General features: G+C 68.2%; 16 protein-coding genes and 1 pseudogene. 7 read left to right on the top strand and 10 right to left on the bottom strand.

Annotated features, from left to right (window positions below; translation table 11 throughout):
* Nucleotides 1-43 precede the first annotated feature (43 nt).
* Nucleotides 44-694: a transposase gene (locus ACIN94_RS31815; protein WP_400714394.1), complete on the bottom strand. Its 651-nt coding sequence runs from the start codon at nucleotides 692-694 to the stop codon at nucleotides 44-46.
* 239 nt (nucleotides 695-933) lie between these two features.
* Here ACIN94_RS31815 and ACIN94_RS31810 point away from each other — a divergent pair, with 239 nt between their 5' ends.
* A complete protein-coding gene (locus ACIN94_RS31810; RefSeq protein ID WP_400714391.1) occupies nucleotides 934-1,257 on the top strand; it encodes a hypothetical protein in 324 nt (107 codons plus the stop codon).
* A 340-nt stretch (nucleotides 1,258-1,597) separates the two neighbouring features.
* Nucleotides 1,598-2,815, top strand: a complete 1,218-nt coding sequence (locus tag ACIN94_RS31805) for an MFS transporter (protein WP_400714388.1) — start codon at nucleotides 1,598-1,600, stop codon at nucleotides 2,813-2,815.
* Nucleotides 2,816-2,949: 134 nt separating this feature from the next.
* Here ACIN94_RS31805 and ACIN94_RS31800 read toward each other — a convergent pair whose 3' ends face one another.
* From ACIN94_RS31800 to ACIN94_RS31780, 5 genes and pseudogenes are all read right to left on the bottom strand, one after another.
* A complete protein-coding gene (locus ACIN94_RS31800; RefSeq protein ID WP_400714385.1) occupies nucleotides 2,950-4,260 on the bottom strand; it encodes an ATP-binding protein in 1,311 nt (436 codons plus the stop codon).
* 262 nt (nucleotides 4,261-4,522) lie between these two features.
* On the bottom strand, nucleotides 4,523-5,455 hold the full coding sequence (locus tag ACIN94_RS31795) for an acyl-ACP desaturase (protein WP_400714382.1): 933 nt from the start codon (nucleotides 5,453-5,455) through the stop codon (nucleotides 4,523-4,525).
* Nucleotides 5,456-5,574: 119 nt separating this feature from the next.
* Entirely contained in the window at nucleotides 5,575-6,204 is a 630-nt protein-coding gene (locus ACIN94_RS31790; RefSeq protein WP_400714379.1) for a DedA family protein, read from the bottom strand.
* Between the two features lie 13 nt (nucleotides 6,205-6,217).
* Nucleotides 6,218-6,343 (bottom strand): annotated as a pseudogene (locus tag ACIN94_RS31785) (LuxR C-terminal-related transcriptional regulator); the annotation flags it as partial.
* Nucleotides 6,344-6,564: 221 nt separating this feature from the next.
* Nucleotides 6,565-7,209, bottom strand: coding sequence for a VC0807 family protein (locus tag ACIN94_RS31780; protein ID WP_400714376.1), 645 nt, complete (start codon nucleotides 7,207-7,209; stop codon nucleotides 6,565-6,567).
* A gap of 374 nt (nucleotides 7,210-7,583) precedes the next feature.
* Here ACIN94_RS31780 and ACIN94_RS31775 point away from each other — a divergent pair, with 374 nt between their 5' ends.
* Nucleotides 7,584-7,952: a luciferase family protein gene (locus tag ACIN94_RS31775; protein ID WP_400714374.1), complete on the top strand. Its 369-nt coding sequence runs from the start codon at nucleotides 7,584-7,586 to the stop codon at nucleotides 7,950-7,952.
* On the opposite strand, the gene leuE is transcribed toward ACIN94_RS31775, so the two are convergent.
* On the bottom strand, nucleotides 7,909-8,559 hold the full coding sequence (leuE, locus tag ACIN94_RS31770) for a leucine efflux protein LeuE (RefSeq protein WP_400714371.1): 651 nt from the start codon (nucleotides 8,557-8,559) through the stop codon (nucleotides 7,909-7,911). The genes ACIN94_RS31775 and leuE overlap by 44 nt on opposite strands.
* Before the next feature lie 249 nt (nucleotides 8,560-8,808).
* Here leuE and ACIN94_RS31765 point away from each other — a divergent pair, with 249 nt between their 5' ends.
* The 3 genes from ACIN94_RS31765 to ACIN94_RS31755 all read left to right on the top strand — a co-directional run bounded on the left by ACIN94_RS31765 (nucleotide 8,809) and on the right by ACIN94_RS31755 (nucleotide 14,674).
* Nucleotides 8,809-10,704, top strand: a complete 1,896-nt coding sequence (locus ACIN94_RS31765) for a histidine kinase (protein WP_400714368.1) — start codon at nucleotides 8,809-8,811, stop codon at nucleotides 10,702-10,704.
* Between the two features lie 820 nt (nucleotides 10,705-11,524).
* Complete coding sequence (locus ACIN94_RS31760; protein WP_400714365.1) at nucleotides 11,525-13,099, top strand: chitinase; 1,575 nt, start codon at nucleotides 11,525-11,527, stop codon at nucleotides 13,097-13,099.
* Between the two features lie 27 nt (nucleotides 13,100-13,126).
* Nucleotides 13,127-14,674 (top strand): cellulose binding domain-containing protein, encoded by a 1,548-nt coding sequence (locus tag ACIN94_RS31755; protein WP_400714362.1) that lies wholly within the window; start codon nucleotides 13,127-13,129, stop codon nucleotides 14,672-14,674.
* Between the two features lie 60 nt (nucleotides 14,675-14,734).
* Here the strand turns inward: ACIN94_RS31755 and ACIN94_RS31750 are convergent, their stop codons facing one another.
* Nucleotides 14,735-14,986 (bottom strand): DUF1049 domain-containing protein, encoded by a 252-nt coding sequence (locus ACIN94_RS31750; RefSeq protein ID WP_400714359.1) that lies wholly within the window; start codon nucleotides 14,984-14,986, stop codon nucleotides 14,735-14,737.
* A gap of 125 nt (nucleotides 14,987-15,111) precedes the next feature.
* Between ACIN94_RS31750 and ACIN94_RS31745 the strand changes: the two genes are divergently transcribed.
* On the top strand, nucleotides 15,112-16,494 hold the full coding sequence (locus ACIN94_RS31745; RefSeq protein ID WP_400714356.1) for a hypothetical protein: 1,383 nt from the start codon (nucleotides 15,112-15,114) through the stop codon (nucleotides 16,492-16,494).
* Between the two features lie 80 nt (nucleotides 16,495-16,574).
* On the opposite strand, the gene ACIN94_RS31740 is transcribed toward ACIN94_RS31745, so the two are convergent.
* Nucleotides 16,575-17,240 carry a helix-turn-helix domain-containing protein gene (locus ACIN94_RS31740; RefSeq protein WP_400714353.1) on the bottom strand — a complete coding sequence of 222 codons (666 nt, stop codon included), beginning with the start codon at nucleotides 17,238-17,240 and terminating at the stop codon, nucleotides 16,575-16,577.
* A gap of 41 nt (nucleotides 17,241-17,281) precedes the next feature.
* Entirely contained in the window at nucleotides 17,282-18,370 is a 1,089-nt protein-coding gene (locus ACIN94_RS31735; RefSeq protein WP_400714350.1) for an AI-2E family transporter, read from the bottom strand.
* Between the last annotated feature and the right edge of the window lie 289 nt (nucleotides 18,371-18,659).

Raw genomic sequence — 18,659 nt, 5'->3', positions numbered from 1 at the left:
TGGTATCTGGGCTGGCTGGGCGGCAAAACGTGCACACCGCCCATCACTCCCCTTCCGAGAGGGAGGTCGGCCTGGGATTTTTCTTGATCTGTTGGGATTGTTCCGGTTGGGGGCCTGTTGCAAATTCCTGGGCATGGTGCTGGGCTTGCAGCTCGGCCAGGCAACGGCCGATACGCGCCGCCCGCGACTGAGGCCTGGCCCATGCTCCGGTCAACTCCACCGTCGCGGTCAGGTCGATACCGGCAAGCGCGACCGTGCCGGTGTCGCAGCCGGCGGCCTCGGTCAAGGCCTTACGGGCCAGCGCCCGGCAGCCGTCCTCGGTCCGGTTGGCGTCCCGGGCCGCATTGGTGTTGATCTTCGTGCCGTCGGCGGCCACGTACTCCAGCCGGCCCAGACCCGCTAACGCGCAGACCGCCAGCACCTGCGTGAACACCTCCTCGATCACCCCGTCGGCCAGGCCGAAAGAACGGCGAAACCGGCTGATCGTGCTGTGATCGGGCACGGTGTTCGCGCACACCAGCCGAAACGACACATCCACCCGGCAGCGGGCCTCGATCGCCCGTGACGAGCGCAGCCCGCACGCATACGCGTAGATCAGCAACGTTAGGAGCATCCGGGGGTCGTAGGCGCGCCGCCCGTTGGCCGATCGTCCCTTACGTGCCGACAGGGCGGTGATGTCCAGCTGCTCAACCACCCCGATTACAAACCACACGAAATGTGACTAAGGCACCCAGTCATACATATTCAGGGGCAGAAACGCGGGCTGATCACGATCAACGGGGAGGAATCGTCTAGCCACGAAACGTTATCGTGCCAGCAGGAACACCCCACCGAAGGGTTTTGCAACAGGCCCCTGAACGGAACTACCCCAACGGATCATGGAAAAGGCACGCTCACCTGCCCGCACGGTCTGGTTGCCTGCGGCATCGACCCATGGCCCGGCCTCTCGGAGAGCGGAAAGCGCAGAGCGCACGTCCGAGTAGAGATCCCCTCCTCGATTCCTTCTCCCACCTCGGCCTCCTCACGGAGCCGACGCTCAAGGCGAAGATCAAAAGCAGGCACGACCTGGACATCGGAGCGGTCCGACAGCGCCGCCTGGATCTCCTCGACCACCGGAACGGAGTGCGCTTCCAGTGCGGTCAGGCGGATCTGCACGGCCTGGCCGCCGGCGGCACGCACGGCGTCGGTGACGGTGCGCAGGTGCTCGACGGTGTGCTGTCGCTCGAACGCCTGGCCGCCGGTGTCGCGGCCCGCTGAGACGAGTCCCAGCAGGGTGAAGTGGGCGCTCATGGACGGCCCGCCGAATCGCTGGGCGCACCACGCGCTGGAGCGCGCCCAGCCGTACGCACCCGGCCGGGCGCTGTCCGGCCTGGAGCATCCGCCGCCGGGCCGTCCCCTCGCTCCGGACCGTTGCGGGTCGTCCGCGGACCTATTGAGTCCAATTTGTGGCTTAAGATGTCTGATTGTTGCGTTCTGAACGAATGCATGTAATGACCGCACGGCGGCCGCTATAAGCGGTATCTACCCCGGTCGAAGCCCACCACGACGGTGCGCTCCCCGACCGGGCGGCGCTCCGTCTGGACTCGGACGGAGACTGATGAAGTCCTATCTCGCCGTGCTCGGTTCCCCTGGCGCCTGGCGTTTCCTCGCCCCCGCGTTCCTCGCGCGCCTGCCGTACGCCATGTTGCAGCTCGGCATCCTGCTGCTCGTGCAGTGGTCCACCGGCTCCTACGGCGCGGCCGGAATCGCCGCCGCCGCGGCCGCCGTGACGCAGGCGCTGGTCGGCCCGCAGACCGGGCGGCTCGCCGACCGGTACGGCCAGCCGAAGGTGCTCATCCCGCAGGTCGTCGTGCACGCCGCCACGCTGGGCGCCCTGCTGGTCCTCGCCTCCTCCCACGCCTCGGCCATCGTGCTGGCGGTCGTCTCGGCGCTGGCCGGTGGGTCGATGCCGCAGGTCGGCTCGATGGTCCGGACCCGCTGGGCGCACCTGCTCGGCGGCTCCGGCAAGCTGGGTACGGCCTTCGCCCTCGAGTCCATCACCGACGAGCTGACCTTCACCCTCGCGCCGGTGCTGCTGGTGGCCATCTCGACCGGGTTCTCGCCGGTCTGGGCACTGCTGGTGGCGCTGGTCATGGTCGTGGCGGGAACGGTGATGTTCGCCGCGGTCCGCAAGGGCGCTCCCGAGCCGATGCCGGTCCGGGTCCGCTCCCAGGGTGGCGTGCTGCGAATGCGCGGGGTAGCGGTGCTGGCGGTCGCCTTCGTCGCGCTCGGCACCGTCTTCGGCAGCCTCCAGGTCGGCATCACCTCCTCCACCGCCACGCTCGGTCAGGCCGCCGCGGCCGGGCCGATCTACGCGGCCTTCTCCGGCGCCAGCTTCGTCGGCGGCATCCTCTACGGCACTCTCCGCTGGCGGATCGGTGCCCCGGTCCGGCTGGTCGGCGCCATTGGCCTGCTCTCCGCCGCCACCGTCGCGCTGATCTTCGCCGGATCCATCCCTCTGCTGTACGGCGGGGCGGCCATGGCCGGTTTCGTCATCGCCCCCGCCGTCATCACCGGCTACACCCTGGTCGAGACTCTGATCCCGGCCGAGGTCAGGACCGAGGCCTTCACCTGGCTCAACGGCTCGATCGGCCTGGGCATCGCCACCGGCGCGACCGTGGCCGGCCAGCTCGTGGACCGCTTCGGCTCCAGCCTGGCCTTCCTGGTCCCGCCGGTCACCACCGGCCTGGCGGCCCTGCTGGTCCTGGTCTTCCTGCGCAGCCTGAAGCCCGCGACCGATCGGTCTCCGACCCGCGAGCCGGCCTCCATCGCCTGAGGCGTACGTCCACGCCTGGGCTCTCGCCTGCCGAGTGGGTGCGTAGCAGGCGTTGATCGCCTCTGCTCTGGTGCTCCAGAGAGCACGTCCAGAGGATATAGATCATGCCGACTGATCAGACATGAAGTGCTCGTTCAGTCGGGCATGCGTCGGTGCCCTGCGCTACCGCGGTCTATGCCGTCCTGGGCCGCCTGCGGCCATCCGGTCCCCGTCGTCCATAGGGCAGAGATCGGCAGGCAGGTGAGCCCATCTCCGAAGCTGAAGGAATCCTGTCCGCAATAGAGGACAAACCCCGCCCGGAAACGGGATCCGAGCCGCCGTTGCAGGATGCGCATACCTCGGAAGTCATCCGAGCGCACGGTCTCGGAGGCCTTGACCTCAATACCGATGATCTCGCCTGCGTTATTCTCAAGAATGCCGTCGATCTCGTTCTGATCCCGATCCCGGTAGTGATACAGCCGGGCGGACGTCTGTGACCAGGTCAGTTGCCGTGAGATCTCGCCCAGGACGAAGTTCTCCAGTAACCTGCCGGCGAAGAGGTCGTCGTTGGTTCCGGCGGTCAAGTATCCGGCCGTGCCCGTATCCACGAAAACAACCTTGGGTGTGGCGATGGCCCGTGTAGTGGTGTTGGTGGCCCATGCTGGGATAAGGCGCACCAGATAGACCGTTTCCAGGATCTCCACGTAGCTGCGGACGGTGGGTGTGGAGATGCTCAGCTCCGAGCCGAGCCGGTTGAAATTGACCAGCCCCCCGGTCTGGGCGGCAAGGAGCGCGATGAGTCTGCGCATCTCACCGGTCCGTTGGATGTCGGCGACCTGTTTGATGTCCCGGCTGATGAGATCGGCGATGTAGCCTTCGAAGAATCGCTGCCGGCGGCGCGGCGTCTCTCTTTTGACGGCTTCCGGGTAGCCGCCCCTTACGGCTCTTGCCAGGTAGTCCTTACGGCGCAGCCCACGCGGTTCGCCTCGTAGATCCGGGCCTTGTTCGAATGCCGCGTCGACGAAACCATCGGGCTCGCCGTCGATCTCCCCCTGGGAGAGCGGCCACAGTTCGATGGTCTCCGACCGTCCAGGTAGGGCGTCCGGGATGCTCCGCAGGGCGAGCAGCCGCGCTGAGCCTGTGAGCAGGAACCGTCCCGGCCTGGGTTCCCGATCGACGAGATGTTTGATGGCGAGCCAGAGATCCGGGACACGTTGCACCTCGTCGATGAGCATCAGCCCGTCGTGGCGGATAAATCGGACGGGATCCTCGATCGCCGCCGTACGGGTTGCGGGGTCGTCGAGAAAACGAGCGACACCGTTGGGAATCTGACAGAGGACCCGTTCGGCGAGGGTGCTCTTACCCACCTGGCGGGCTCCGTTGATCACAACGATACGGGTGTCCTGAAGCGCGTCACAGACCAGCTCTGTCGCGCGTCTGGGCGTGTAGTCGATCCCCTGTCGCATGGGGGAACGGTAACACTACCTTGCAATCTGCCGAGTGGTTGTCTTTCAAATTGCCGACAGCAATCCTTTCAATTTGCCGAGCCATCCGGGTGGGATGGTAATGGTCCAGAGTTTGGCGACCCACTCTGCCGCTCACACGCGAGCGTCGGCGGGACGGCATCGGGTAGGAGTTTTTCCGGCGAGGCGCCCTCCCGATCGCCTTGAACGCGAGGATCCCCGGGAACCTTTCAGGGATGGCTCCCGGGGATCCTGGGAAGAGAAGTCAGGCGCCAGCGGCCTGGCGGGCGCGGCGGGCCTCACGGCGCTCGACGAAGCGGGAGGCGGATACCTCCAGGCGGCCCAGGAACTCCGCGAGCTCCTCGCGGGCCTTCTCGCCCTCGGCGTCGAGGTCTTTCATGTCGAAGACCGCCCACTGGCGCAGCACGGGCATGAGGACGTCGTCGAGGTGCAGACGCAGGTCGTAGATTCCGGCGTTGGCGATGGTCATCGCCTTACGGGTGAAGCCCTCGATCCCGGTGCCGGGCATCTGGAAGGTGGTTACCACGTCGGTAACGGCACGCATCGTCTGGCTCGGGGTGAGCTGGAAGGCCGCGTTGAGCAGGTTGCGGTAGAAGAGCATGTGCAGGTTCTCGTCCGCGGCGATCCTGGCGAGCAGGCGCTCACAGTTCGGGTCCTGGGAGGCCTTACCGGTGTTGCGGTGGGAGATGCGGGTGGCCAGCTCCTGGAAGGAGACGTAGGCCAGCGAGTGGAGCACGCCCTCGTAGGTGTTGGTGAAGCCCTCTCCCATGTGCAGCATGCGGGCCCGCTCCAGGGCGACCGGGTCGACCGCGCGGGTGACCGTCAGGTAGTCGCGGATGGCGGTGCCGTGGCGGCCCTCCTCGGCGGTCCACCGGTGCACCCAGGTGCCCCAGGCGGCGTCGCGGCCGAAAGCGGTGGCGATCTCGTAGTGGTAGCTGGGGAGGTTGTCCTCGGTCAGCAGGTTGACGATGAGGGAGATCCGGGCCTCCTCGGGGAGCTTCGAGTCGGTCTCGACCCACGCCTCGCCGCCGAAGATGCCGTCGTAGTCCCTGCCCTCGGACCACGGGACGTACTCGTGCGGAAACCACTCCTTGGCCACCTTGTGGTGCCGGTCCAGCTCACCGGCGACGACGGGTTCAAGCTCAAGCAGCAGCTCGGTCTGACTGAACTCTCGCATAAGGCACTCCCTCATTAACTACGGAACCGTAACCTACGTTAGCGTAGGTAAAGGGAGGCCTGGTAGGCGGATATATGTTGCCTTCATTACTTCCCGGAAGGGTGGCCATGCTCCGGGTGTCAGTCACGCGAGTTGGCGAGGACCGGCTCCCCGGCGGTACGGCGGCGGCGCACATGCCGGACCGTCTCGACCACCGCGGTGATCGACAGGGCGATACCCAGGCCGAGCAGCAGGCCCTTGACCGGGTCGTTCTCGAAGGCCACGCCGCCCACGTAGCCGATCAGCGCCGAATAGAGCGCCCAGGAGGAGGCGGCGACGGCGTCGAAGAGGGCGAACGAGCGCCGAGGGTAGGCGACCGCGCCCATGGTGAGGGTGCAGGCGGTCCGGCCGCCGGGGATGTAGCGGGCCACCACCAGCACGAGGCCGCCCCGTTCGGCCAGCGCCCTCTCCGCCCAGGCGAAGGCCTTGCCGCTCCGCCTGCCGTCGCGCAGCCGACTGCTGGTGGTGCGTCCGATGGCGTAGGAGACATGATCGCCCGCGAACGCGCCCAGTGCCGCCACCGTGATCACCAGCGCGAGGTGCGGCGCACTGGTGGAGGCGGCGAACACGCCCGCGGTGATGATGGACGTCTCGGCCGGCACCACGGGGAAGAATCCATCGAGCATCGCCAGCGCGAGCAGCGCCGGATAGATCCAGGGCGAGGTCATCACCTCGCGCAGGGTATCCAGGATGGCCTGCGTCACGGTCATACTCCTTGAGGTTGTGGGTCTTGGCGGTGGCCGGGCTGATCGCCATGTGCGAGGCTATCTCGTCGTTGGCCAGGCTCTGGGCGACCAGCGCCGTCACTTCGCGCTCACGGTTGGTGAGTGTGTCCAGCCCGGTGGGGGCGGCGTGGCGGTAGTTCCACAGCGCCTGCGCCCCTCGGTGTAGCCGAGGATTCTCCCCAGGTACGACGACCGCGAGCCGTCACAGAGGCGATGACCGGAGCCCGCGTCCATTCAGGGAGGGAACGCGATGACGCGTCATGCGGAGGCTGCGGCACGCGAACCGCGGCGCACGAGGCGGCGACCAGGCGGACCACCCAGGTCCATGCCCAAGACTGCCCACCGTCAAGAGGTGACGGCGGGGGCCGGGTCGTGGGTCAGGCGGCGCAGGACGCGGCGGAAGGTGTAGAGGGAGACGGCCACCGCCAGGCCGCTGATCAGGGCCACCACCGAGGTGCGGACCAGCAGGTAGGTGCCGATCGACTGGTGGAGCAGGAGCCAGATGCTCACCGCGGAGTTGGCCAGCAGCACGAAGGCCCAGAGCAAGGTGATCCGGGCGAAGAACCGGCGGACCCGTTCGTGTTTGAGCACCGACGGAGGAAGGGGGATGTAATCGAGGGTCAGCTTCTGCACCAGCGGGCGGTTCAGCCGTACCGAGGCCAGAAAAGCCATGCTGATACAGATCGTGCCCAGCTCTGGCTGGAGAAAGTAGATCACCGCGCTCCCGCTCCACAGTCCCAGCAGCGCCCGTGCGGTGATCGCGATGGCGGCCAGGAACATCGTCCCGGGCACCGGGACCCGCCGGACCAGCCGCCATCCGACTCCCACGTACACCCAGCTCACCGCCGTGATCAGCGCGCCGTTCAGGCCGAGGACGGTCAGCGCGGTGTAGAAGACGGCCAGGGGGGCGACCACGCCCTCCAGGAGCTTGGGCACCGCTTGCCGGGCCAGGATGGTGAGGCGGGGGAGGGTGACAGGCGAATGGCTCATCGGTTATAACGCTCCACAGAAGAGTGGAATGACCGGCGCAGGAGGTTTGCGCCTACTCGGACATGGCATTGCCAGATATGCCGGGCTCATCAAGTGGGTTTACCGGAGGGCCGCTCCGGTGTTCGCGGGCCACTTACCGTATCCGAACCGCATCGATGCCTTCGCTGTAACCACGCAATGCGGTATGGCCGCCGCACGGTTCTCCGAGGGGGCGCCGCGCCGCTCTCCCAGCTGAGGCTCCCGGCCTCCGCGAGAGGGGCGCGACCTGCCCGCTTCCCTGGCTCTCGGTCTCACCTGATGGAAAGGTAGGTCACGCCGTAACGGTTCGGAAACGGGAGCTTTCCCGATAGCGTCCGGTCCGCGACGATTCAGATATGGCAGTGCACGCGCACACGTCCGACCGGTCAGCCGAGGGTGTCGCGAACGTGGTGGCCCAGCTCATCCGCTGGCCCGATCTCGCACTGAAACGGACACGCAGGGGGCTCGGGTTCCGGGCCGGTGGCCGGGAGATCGTCAGGATGTCCGGGGGTCACACCGCGGAGCTGCTGCTCACCACCGACGTGATCGACCGGTGGGCCAGGGTGCTCACCGACTGCCGCCGGGTCACCCTCGGCCGGGACACCGGGTGGGTGGTCATGAAGATCGAGGGCAAGACCGACGCCGACCTGTTCCTCTCGCTCGTCAGCGTGGCGATCAAGGTCAACCAAGCGTCGCGGTGGCCAGCCTCGCGCCGAAGCCGATGAACAGCGTGCCCACTCCCCAGGTCAGCCCGGCCGACAGCTTGCGGCGCGCCCGGAACTGGCTTGCCAGGAAGGTGCCGCCGAAGATCAGCGCCGACAGGTAGATCGCGCTGAACAGCTGGCAGATCGCGCCCAGGATCAGGAACGGCAGTGCGGGCATGCCGTAGGCGGGGTCCACGAACTGGATGAAGAACGAGATGAAGAACAGGATCGCCTTCGGGTTCATCAGGCTGATCACCAGGGCCTTGCGGAACGGGCTCTCCGCGGTCGCCTCCTGTGCCGGGACGGTCTCCAGGGTCTCGGTCGCCCGCCAGGAGCGCCAGGCCCCCCGCAGCATCTGGAATCCGATCCACGCCAGGTAGGCGGCTCCGGCGTACTTGACGACGCTGAAGAGGACCGGCGTCGACTTCAGCAGCGAGGCGGCTCCCGCGGCGGCGAGCACCATCAGGATGGTGTCGCCGAGAAAGACCCCCATCGCCCCGCGGTAGCCCTGCCGCACGCCGCGCTGCGCGGCGGTGCTGAGCACGTAGAGGGAGTTCGGGCCGGGCAGCAGGATGATGAAGAAGGCGCCGATGACATAGGTCCATATATCGGTGATGCCGAAGAACATAGCGGTGCTCCAGGGGGTGTTACGGGATCCATGTCACCGTACTCCTCGCGCAGAGCACATTCCTCCGGCCGCTCCTCCTGTCCTGCGCGGCTCCTGTCCGCCCCGCCGGCTGACGGCGTTCAGCCCGCAGAACTCCTGGGCGGTCCTGACGACGTGCTCGGTGTCCGTCATTGAAAATCGCCGAGCGGGGGGAGGGGGAGGGAATGCCACAATCACCGTGTGGCTACGCATTTCGCACGGCGAGCGCGAGTGAAACCTCCCGGTGAGGATGTTCAGCCGTGGTCCGCCCGAGGGCTGGTCACCGCGGTTCTGGGTCTGATGCTCTTCATCCGGCTGGCCACCGAGACGGATCTCGGTCTCGACGCGCCCGATTTACTGGCCGTCGCCGCGATCTACACCCTCATCACCGCGATCATGCTCTGCTGCCTGCGGCCGGAGTTCCGGGAACGCTACGGCCCGCTGATCCTCCTCGCGCAGGCCCTGCTCAACTACCTCCCCTTCCTGGTCTTCGGGGCGCAGTGGGAGAGCATGCTCTGGGCACTGGCGGCCAGCCTGCTCCTGACGTTGCCGCCCAGGGCGGCCTGGCCGTCGGCCGCTCTGGTCGTGGCCAGCGCCGGTGTCGTCCAGGCGGTTCTGGGCCGATCCCCGGAGTCCGTCGCCTACTACCTGAGCGTGGCCCTCAACGGCACACTGATCGTGTATGGCCTGATCCGGCTCGCGGACGTGGCGCGTCGGCTGTACGGCGAGCGCGGGGAACCCGCCCGGCTGTCGCTCGCGCGTGAACGTGTTCGGATGGCCGGAGACCTCCGGAACGCGCTCGGCGGCAACCTGCTCGCGATCGCCTTCCGGCTCAGACAGGCCCGGCGGAATGACCCGGCGACCGTCCTGGTCAACGTCTCGGAGGCCGTCGAGCTCGCCAGGCGGACGCTGGCCGATGTCCGCTCCGCGGCGGGCCGGTGGGATCCCGACCCGATCGGACCGGACCCGTCACCCCTGGAGTCACCCCGGCTGGCGCGGACGATCCTGTCCGTGGTCCTGTCCGTCTTCAACGTGATCACCTTCATGAACCTCGTGGTGTACCTGCACGCCGGGCCGGCGGAACTGGCACTGGCGGGGGTCGCTCTGCTGGGGATGGTGGTGGTCCATGTGGGCTGGCCCGGCAGGCGTGGGCTGTTCCCGCAGGCCCTGTTCGCGCTGGGGCCACTGCCGATCTTCCACGAGTGGTGGACCGCCCCGGTCGGGCTCCTCGCGGGGGCGGTCCTGCTGAACCTGCGTGCCCCCCGGTCCTGGCTTGTCGCAGGCCTCCTCGCGACCGGCGTCATCCCGCTGTTCGCCGTGTGGTCGGTGGAGCCGCTGGCCACCGTTTACGACGTGGCAGGCATCCTCACCACCTGCCTGTGGGTGTTCGGCCTGTCCCGCCTCGCCGACCTGGTCACCCGGCTGGACGAGGCCCGGCGCGAGCTCGCCAGGGTGACGGTGCTCCAGGAACGTCTCCGGGTCGCCCAGGACCTGCACGACGTGCTCGGGTTCAGCCTGTCGACGGTCGCGCTGAGAGGAGAGCTCGTCGAGCGGCTGATCACGATGGACCCGCGGCGGGCCCGGGAGGAGCTGACGGCTCTCGAACCGGTGGTCGAGCGGGCACTGGCCGAGATCCACTCGATCACCGGGGACCGGCTGAGCCTGTCCACCACGGCGGAGGCGGCAGCCGCCCGTGACGCGCTCACCGTGGCCGGGGTCGAGGTGGAGACGCGGGCGGAGGTCGGCCCGTTGCCCGCCTCCGTGGACACGCTGCTGGCCACCGTGCTCAGGGAGGCCGTCACCAACGTGCTGCGGCACAGCTCCGCCCGGACCTGCTCCATCGTGATCACGGCCGAGCGCGGCCGGGTACGGCTGCGCGTCGTCAACGACGGGGTCGAGCCCGCCGCGTCGAAGAGGGCGGGCACGGGGCTCGCCAGCCTGTCGGCCCGGGCGTGGGCGGCGGGTGGGTGGCTTACCGCGGGTGTGGGTACGGCCGGCCGGTTCGAACTTCTGGCGGAGTTCCCGTCGGATCCAGCCGGACTCGGTAATGATCCCGACGGCGTCGGCTACCGGCCTGACCTCCCCGGGCGAGACCTCCGGGACATCGGCGTCGAGCGCCCGGTGTAGCCGGCCGTGGCATGGTCGGTCGAGACCAAGCCACGGCGACCGGGGAGCCGCTGCCGGGCCTGTCGCCGCGTCGAGCGGAAAGCCGTGCGGAGCGGTTGGAACGTGTCTGGCCGGGAGCGTTGGAACCCGGAGTTTTTTGGGCCTTGTGAAGTGGTTCTGTCAAGGCTACGATCGCGACGACTCTTAGGAAACTTTCCTAAAAGAAATATCCAAGAGGGGCGCCCGTGGCCCGTTCACCCCCCGACCGATGAGATAACACGCTGCGGAAACTCGACGGCGACAGCCGTCACCGCGTGAAGGTCCGACCGTCCGGACGCCTCATACCCCCCGAGTCCCCCCTTCATGGGAGCGACCATGCGGCGCGTCTTTCCCTTTACTGTCCTGACAGCCCCAGCAAGCCTCCCTCTCGAACCGCCCCCGCCTGGCCGGGCCGGCACAGAGGCCTCGGACCCGGAGAGCCGGGACGTGCACGCGACCGACGACGACAACGCCACCGCCCCGGCGCGCAGGCCGTCCGCTCTCGCGGCCACACCGGCCGGCCATGGCTCTTCGACGGCGCCGGGCCCCCCGGCGGGACGGCCGAACACCTGAACCCGGGAGCCGTTCCAGGCGACGGTCATGAGAGAACCGGCGACGGCACGCCCCCACCTCGCCGGGCGAAGAGCCCACGCCTGCCACGGAACGCCCCCACCCTCTCCGCGCGTCGGGCCGCACCCCCGCACGCCGTACGGCCTGCGCCCCACCTCCTCGTCCCCGCCGAGGAGCACCCCCCGAGGGGCGCGAGCCGTACGGTCACCCCCACCGAATCCATGAGGTCAACGTGAAATCTCATGTCATCGCTCGATCACTTGTCGCCCTGGCGGCCCTCGTCCTGGCGATGATGGTCGCACCCCCCGCCCAGGCGGCCTCGGCCTCCGCCACCTTCACCAAGGTCTCCGACTGGGGTACCGGGTTCGAGGGCAAGTACACGATCACCAACGGTGGTACCACCACCATCAACAGCTGGTCGGTCGCCTTCGACCTGCCCTCCGGCGCCAGTGTCGGGTCCTTCTGGGATGCCTTGATGAGCCGGAGCGGGCAGCGTTTCACCTTCACCAACGTCGGCTGGAACGGCACCCTCGCCCCCGGCGCGTCCACGAGCTTCGGCTTCAACGGCAGCCCCGGCAGCGTCACCCCGTCCAACTGCACGCTCAACGGCAACCCCTGCGGCGGCGGAGGCGGCGGTGAGACCGTGCCCGGTAAGCCCGGCGCGGTGTCGGCGACGGGCGGCGCCGGCAGTGTCGTGCTGTCGTGGGGGGCGTCGGCCGGCACGGTGACCGGCTACCGCGTCTACGAGGGCACGACCGTCAAGTCCACCGTCACCGGCACCGGCGCCACGATCTCCGGACTGGGCACGTGCGAGACGCACACCTACACGGTCGCGGCCTACAACGCCCAAGGTGAGGGGCCCAGGAGCGATCCGGCCGGCGCCACCACGACCGGTTGCCCCGTCAGCCCGCTGCCCAAGCACTTCCTCACCGGCTACTGGCACAACTTCGCCAACCCGGCCGTGAAGCTGAAGCTGTCGGCGGTCCCCAACGAGTACGACCTGGTCGCGGTCGCCTTCGGCGAGGCCACCGCCACCCCCGGTGAGGTCGTCTTCAGCGTCGACCCCGGCCTGTCGGCCGCCCTCGGTGGCTACACCGGCGCACAGTTCAAGGCCGACGTGCAGACGCTCCACTCGCGTGGCAAGAAGGTCATCCTCTCGGTCGGCGGCGAGCTCGGCCGCGTACAGGTGGCCGGCGCCGCCGCCGCGACGAAGTTCGCCGACACCGTCTACGCCCTGATGCAGAGCTACGGCTTCGACGGCGTGGACATCGACCTGGAGAACGGCCTCAACGCCACCTACATGGGTCAGGCGCTACGGGCGCTACGCGCCAAGGCAGGCTCGGGCCTGATCATCACAATGGCCCCGCAGACCATCGACATGCAGTCCACCGGCGCGGAGTACTTCAAGCTCGCGCTCAACATCAAGGACATCCTCACGGTCGTCCACACGCAGTTCTACAACTCCGGCTCCATGCTCGGCTGCGACCAGACGTTCGCCTACTCGCAAGGCACGGTCAACTTCATGACCGCACTGGCCTGCATCCAGCTGGAGAACGGCCTCCGCCCCGACCAGGTGGCGCTCGGCCTGCCCGCCGGACCCGGCGCGGCCGGCGGCGGGGTCGTCGCCCCCTCCCTGGTGAACCAGGCACTGACCTGCCTGGCCACCCGGACCGGCTGCGGCAGCTTCGTGCCGCCGCGCACCTACCCCGGGATCCGGGGCGCGATGACCTGGTCGATCAACTGGGACGCCTCGAACAACTGGAACTTCTCCAGGACCGTCAGACCCCACCTCGCGACCCTGCCCTAGCAGGCCCTGCCCAGAGAAGGAGCAGCAATGAGATTACGCCGAACAATAGTCGCGGTCATCGCCGCGCTCGGCCTGACAACAGTCGCCGCGCCCGTCCACGCGGCGGCGTCCCCCACCGCCACCTTCACCAAGGTCTCCGACTGGGGCACCGGGTTCGAGGGCAAGTACACGATCACCAACGGTGGTACCACCACCATCAACAGCTGGTCGGTCGCCTTCGACCTGCCCTCCGGCGCCGGCGTCGGCACCTTCTGGGACGCCTTGATGAGCCGGAACGGGCAGCGCTTCACCTTCACCAACGCAGGCTGGAACGGCACCCTCGCCCCCGGCGCGTCCACGAGCTTCGGTTTCAACGGCAGCCCCGGCAGCGTCACCCCGTCCAACTGCACGCTCAACGGCAACCCCTGCGGCGGCGGGGGCGGCAACCCCGGCGCCCCTGGCACACCCGGCGCGGTGAACGCCACCTCGACCAACTCCTCGATCAGCCTGTCCTGGGGCGCCTCCAGCGGCACCGTCACCGGCTACCGCGTCTACGAGGGCACGACCGTCAAGTCCACCGTCACCGGCACCGGCGCCACGATCTCCGGACTGGGCACGTGCGAGACGCACACCTACACGGTCAAGGCCTACAACAGCTCCGGCGAGTCGGCGGGCAGCTCCGGCACCGCCACCACCACCGGCTGCACCAACCCGCCGCCCGGCGGCAAGATGCCCGGCGCGCCGTACCTCTACATGGGCTGGGGTAACCCGCCGAGTCCGTCCACGGTCATGAGCGCCACCGGCGTGAAGTCGTTCACCATGGCGTTCATCCTGTCCAGCGGCGGCTGCACCCCCGCCTGGGACGGCAACCGGCCGCTGACCGGCGGCGCCGACGCGCAGGCCATCTCGCAGATCAAGGCCGCGGGCGGCAGCGTGCAGGTCTCCTTCGGCGGCTGGCAGGGCAACAAGCTCGGCCCGAACTGCTCCACCCCGGCGGCCTTCGCCGGCGCCGTGCAGCAGGTCATCAACGCCGTCGGCCCGGCGGTGGTCGACTTCGACATCGAGAACACCGACGAGTTCGAGAACTACACCGTCCAGGACCGCATCCTCAACGGCCTGAAGACCGTCAAGCAGAACAATCCCAACGTCAAGATCGCCGTGACCTTCGGCACCACCACCACCGGCCCGAACTTCCACGGCGTCCGCCTGATCAACCAGGCCAAGGCGCTGAACGTGCCGATCGACAACTACACGATCATGCCGTTCGACTTCGGCAGCTCCAACATCTACAACGACACCGTCAACGCCTCCGAGGGCCTGAAGAACGCGCTGAAGTCCGCCAACGGCTGGACCGACGCGCAGGCCTACGCGCGGATGGGCATCTCCGGCATGAACGGCCTGTCCGACCAGCAGGAGCTGACCTCCCCGGCGACCTGGACCCAGATCACCAACTGGGCCAAGTCCAAGGGCCTCACCCGACTGGCGTACTGGTCGGTCAACCGCGACCGCCCCTGCCCGGGCGGCGGCGTGGTCTCCAACTGCAGCGGCATCGCCCAGACCGACTGGGAGTTCACCAAGATCACTGCGGGCTTCTAGCCGTACGGCCCGGGCTGAAAGCCCCTCGCCGCCGGGGGAGACGGACCCCCGGCGGCGAGGTCATCTCCGCCTCGACGACCGGCGGCGGAGCAGCATCCCGATGACCACCCCGGCCAGCATCACGACCAGCAGCGCGATCCAGAGCGGTGAGGTCACGGTGAACGTCAGCCACTGGATCCGGACGTAGCCGCGGTTCTGCGCGATGAAGATCGCGCCAAGCGCGGCCAGCACCAGGGCGATCCACACGCGCGGCGGTATCGCGGCCAGCCGTCTGCCGAACGACCTGGGCCCGTCCCCCGGTGTCCCTGCCATGGCCGCCTCCATTGTCACTAATTGCAACTATTCATGTACTATAGGCTATAAAAACTGAGAGACTGGTCTCGTTTTGACGACCGGGCGGGTGGTTGGGCGTGGCTTCCGGCACTCTGGTATCCGTCATGGATTACGCAATTCTCACGGGGTTCGTCCTCGTCACAGGTGTCGTGCTCGCCCTGGTCGCGCAGTGGAAGGGCTGGCGGCCATCGCTCCTGGTCATCCTCGCGGTCGGCATCGGGTTCCGGGTGCTCATCATGACCACCTCGGCCATCGACACCTGGCAGCCGGTCGACTTCCTCAACAGCTTCAAGCCCGCTGGTGAGGCGATCCTGAACCGTGAGGACCCGGTCCTCGGCAGCAAGGGCGGCTGGCACTTCCTGCCGACCATCCCCTACGTGTACGGCCTGCTGCTCTGGCTGGGCATCCCGTGGGAGTTCGCCGGACGGCTGGTCACCGTGGTGGCCGACATCGTGCTGATCCCGCTGGTCGGCAAGCTCGCCGGTAGCCCCAGAGCCTCCCTGCGCGCCTTCCAGTACGCCTGCAACCCGCTGGCCATCCTCGTCGCCTCCGTCCACGGCCAGGTCGAGCCGGTCGCGCTGGTGTTCGGCGTGGCCGCGTTCGTGGTCGCCCGCGGCCCCGGCAACCCCGAGCGGCAGGGCATGAAGTCCCACCTGTTCTCGCGGGCACGGCAGAGCGTCTCAGCCCTCGGCGTCCGCGGCGCCGCACAGCAGGCGGTGCATCAGGCGATCACACCGGGCCCCGGCGACAGGGCGAACCTCCGCAGGGCGGTGCTCGCCGGCCTGCTGATGGGCCTGGCCCTGTGCGCCAAGAGCTGGCCCATCTGGCTGATCCCCGGCATGCTCCTGCTGCTGCCGACCTTCCGTGCCCGCGCCGTCGCCTTCGTCGCCACGGGTGTCCTCCCCGTCTTCTTCCTGGTCACCCTGCCCATCTTCGCGGGCACCTCGATCAGTCAGATCCCCGAGGTCATCAGGGTGATCCAGGACATCCGCCCGATCGTCGGGGAGTGGGGCTACAGCGCCATCCTGGTCGGCGGCGACTGGACGCTCCACTCCGGAATCGCCACGTTCGGCACGCGGCTGATCTACGTCACCCTGCTGGTGGTGGCCTTCGTCTGGCGCCGGGCCGACCCGGTAGACCTCACCACGGCCCTGCTGCTCGCCTTCATGGTCGTCACCCCCCGGCTCGGCGCGCAGTACCTGCTGTGGTTCATGCCGTTCCTGATCGCCCGCCCCACCCGCTTCGCCTGGCCCGCCATCATCGGCACCTCTCTCTGGGCCGGGTACGGCTACCTCTACATGACCCAGTTCGACAGCGACACCTGGTGGGCGCTGCACTCGGTCTGGGCACAGTGCTCCATCGTGCTCCTGCCGATCCTCGTCCTGGCCATGCCCTGGGACCGCCGCGTCTTCAAGGCCCCCGCCGAAAGGTCGCATCCGACCCCCCGCGACACCGTCCCCGCGTCCATCGCGAGCACGTCTTCCTGAGCCCGGCAGATGAGAGGCCGCCCGTCGCCCGGTCTCTCGTCTGCCCCGCTACTCGCCGAGGGCGGTCGCCCCCCCGCGACCTACGGCCGGTTCACGAGCCGGCCCATGGACGTTCCGGCCAGCCGCCGGACCTCGTTGGCCAGGTGCGCCTGGTCGGCATAGCCACTGGCCACGGCGACCTCGGCCAGTGCCACCCCGCGCCGGGCCAGCCGCAGCGCCCGCTGGAACCGGAGCACCCGTTGGAGCATCTTGGGCCCGTACCCGAAGGCCCGCAGCGATCTCCGGTGGAGCTGCCGTTCGCTGAGCCCGAGCTCCCAGGCCACCTCTCCGACGCTCCTTCCCGTCCGCAACGCCACCGCGATCGCCGGTGCGGCGGGATCGGGTCCGGGTGTCGCGCGCAGCCGTACGGCCAGGGCCTCCTGCATGGTCTCGGGCGTCAGCTCGGGCAGCACCCCCAGCTCGCCCAGTGGCACCCGCAGGTCACGCAGGGTCTCGATGGGCACGCCGAACACCCCGCCTACCGCACCCGGCCGGAACCGGATCCCGAGGTAGTGGTCTCCGGGGGACATCAGGACGGGCTTCGGTCCGGTGTCGGGACCGGCGACCTGTATCCCTTCCGGGCCCCAGATCAGATCGACCGAGCCGTCGGGGACCACCGGTTTCGTCACCGACGAGGTCGCCGTTGCCGTCCAGAGGCAGATCACCCGTCCGGCAATCGCCGGATCCGGGGCCCATTCGCGGTACACGCCCTCAGGCTACGGCCGACGACGGTCCGGGCACGGGACCGTTATCCGGGGCCGTCACGCTCATCTGTCTGGAAGGGCTTCTCCGAAGACTCGGAGGGGAGTTCTCCTGAGATGAGAGCCGCGACCCATTCGCCGTCAGGATCGCTGTCGATCAGCAGTGCGCGGACCAGCAGGCTGAGGGGGATGGCGAGCAGCGCGCCCAGCGGGCCGAGTACGAACGCCCACACGAGGAGTGACAGCAACGTCACGGTTGTGGACAGTCCCACAGCGTCGCCGAGGAACTTCGGCTGGATCAGCGACTGGACCACGAAATTGATCATCACGTAGGAGACGATCACCAAAACCATGGTTCTGGGGCCGCCTTCCAGCAGGCCGAGCAGAGCGGGAGGGATCAGCCCGATGACGAACCCCAGGTTGGGGATGTAGTTAGTGATCAGTGCCAGTACACCCCAGAGCAGCGGAAGTGGCACGTCGAGCAGCCAGAGGGCGGTCACGTCCAGCGCGGAGCAGATGACACCGAACACCGTCGAGACGACGAGATAGCGGCGGGTCTTGTGGGCGAAGTCGTCAAGTGCCCTGACGAGTCCGGGCCGGTGGGCGGCGCCGGAGGCGAGGGCACGGGAGAAGGTCTGCGCGTCCAGGCACATCGCCAGCATCAGGACCGTGACGAGGATCAGGCTGGAGAACACGCCGAGCAGTCCGCTCGCAAACCCCTGGACGAGCGTGAAGACCTTTCCCAGGTCGAATGATCTGATCGCCTGGTTCACCTGCGCGGGACCGATGCCGAATCGGACCCCCAGGGTCTCCGCCTCGGCGAGGAGTTGGTTGAACTGCGGGCCGTAGGTCGAGGCGAGGCCGGCCGTCTGCGCGACCGCGACGGTCAGGATCGTCACCATGCCGAACAACAGGAGCAGCACGAGGATCAGCGGGACCGCGACCAGCGTCCATCCGGGGGCTCCCCGTCTCCGGAGCCAGGTTCTTACGGGGGAGACAGCCAGGACGAGCACGAGGGCCAGCAGTACGGGCCCGATGATCGATCCGATCGCCCTGATACCGGACAGGGTGACGACGGCGCCGGCGGTGCAGAGCAGCACGATGAGTGCCCGGGGTACGAGTCTTTGCTCCGTCATGTCGGTCCTCTACCCATCAGGAGAGAAACACGACTCCCCGGCGGCCCGCACTGATTTGACGGAAGGGGACGGCGTACATAGAGTTCACAGGCCCGAGGGGGTTGGCGGAGATCGTCAAGGCCTCGGAAACCCCTTCTGATCACTTCCTCCGGTCGGGACGCGTGCGCCCCGGCGGAATCCGATTGGACAACAGTCGGATGCTGGAGTAAGTTAGAAGGGTTGCTCCGGAAACGGGGCAGGTCGAGATCCTAGCGGGTCCGGCGGGTTCGGATCGACTGAAGCGAAAGCG

This window comes from Streptosporangium sp. NPDC087985 (assembly GCF_044741965.1).
In the GTDB taxonomy this organism is placed as follows: domain Bacteria; phylum Actinomycetota; class Actinomycetes; order Streptosporangiales; family Streptosporangiaceae; genus Streptosporangium.
Note: the sequence above shows the minus strand (reverse complement) of the source record. Positions and strands in the feature narration are given on the sequence as shown.

Excerpts from the sequence above, each read along its gene's own strand:
- ACIN94_RS31810 (WP_400714391.1), top strand. The coding sequence starts at position 934 with ATGGCCCGGCCTCTCGGAGAGCGGAAAGCGCAGAGCGCACGTCCGAGT.
- ACIN94_RS31805 (WP_400714388.1), top strand. The coding sequence starts at position 1,598 with ATGAAGTCCTATCTCGCCGTGCTCGGTTCCCCTGGCGCCTGGCGTTTC.
- ACIN94_RS31800 (WP_400714385.1), bottom strand. The coding sequence starts at position 4,260 with ATGCGACAGGGGATCGACTACACGCCCAGACGCGCGACAGAGCTGGTC.
- ACIN94_RS31795 (WP_400714382.1), bottom strand. The coding sequence starts at position 5,455 with ATGCGAGAGTTCAGTCAGACCGAGCTGCTGCTTGAGCTTGAACCCGTC.
- ACIN94_RS31790 (WP_400714379.1), bottom strand. The coding sequence starts at position 6,204 with ATGACCGTGACGCAGGCCATCCTGGATACCCTGCGCGAGGTGATGACC.
- ACIN94_RS31780 (WP_400714376.1), bottom strand. The coding sequence starts at position 7,209 with ATGAGCCATTCGCCTGTCACCCTCCCCCGCCTCACCATCCTGGCCCGG.
- ACIN94_RS31775 (WP_400714374.1), top strand. The coding sequence starts at position 7,584 with ATGGCAGTGCACGCGCACACGTCCGACCGGTCAGCCGAGGGTGTCGCG.
- leuE (WP_400714371.1), bottom strand. The coding sequence starts at position 8,559 with ATGTTCTTCGGCATCACCGATATATGGACCTATGTCATCGGCGCCTTC.
- ACIN94_RS31755 (WP_400714362.1), top strand. The coding sequence starts at position 13,127 with ATGAGATTACGCCGAACAATAGTCGCGGTCATCGCCGCGCTCGGCCTG.
- ACIN94_RS31750 (WP_400714359.1), bottom strand. The coding sequence starts at position 14,986 with ATGGCAGGGACACCGGGGGACGGGCCCAGGTCGTTCGGCAGACGGCTG.
- ACIN94_RS31745 (WP_400714356.1), top strand. The coding sequence starts at position 15,112 with ATGGATTACGCAATTCTCACGGGGTTCGTCCTCGTCACAGGTGTCGTG.
- ACIN94_RS31735 (WP_400714350.1), bottom strand. The coding sequence starts at position 18,370 with ATGACGGAGCAAAGACTCGTACCCCGGGCACTCATCGTGCTGCTCTGC.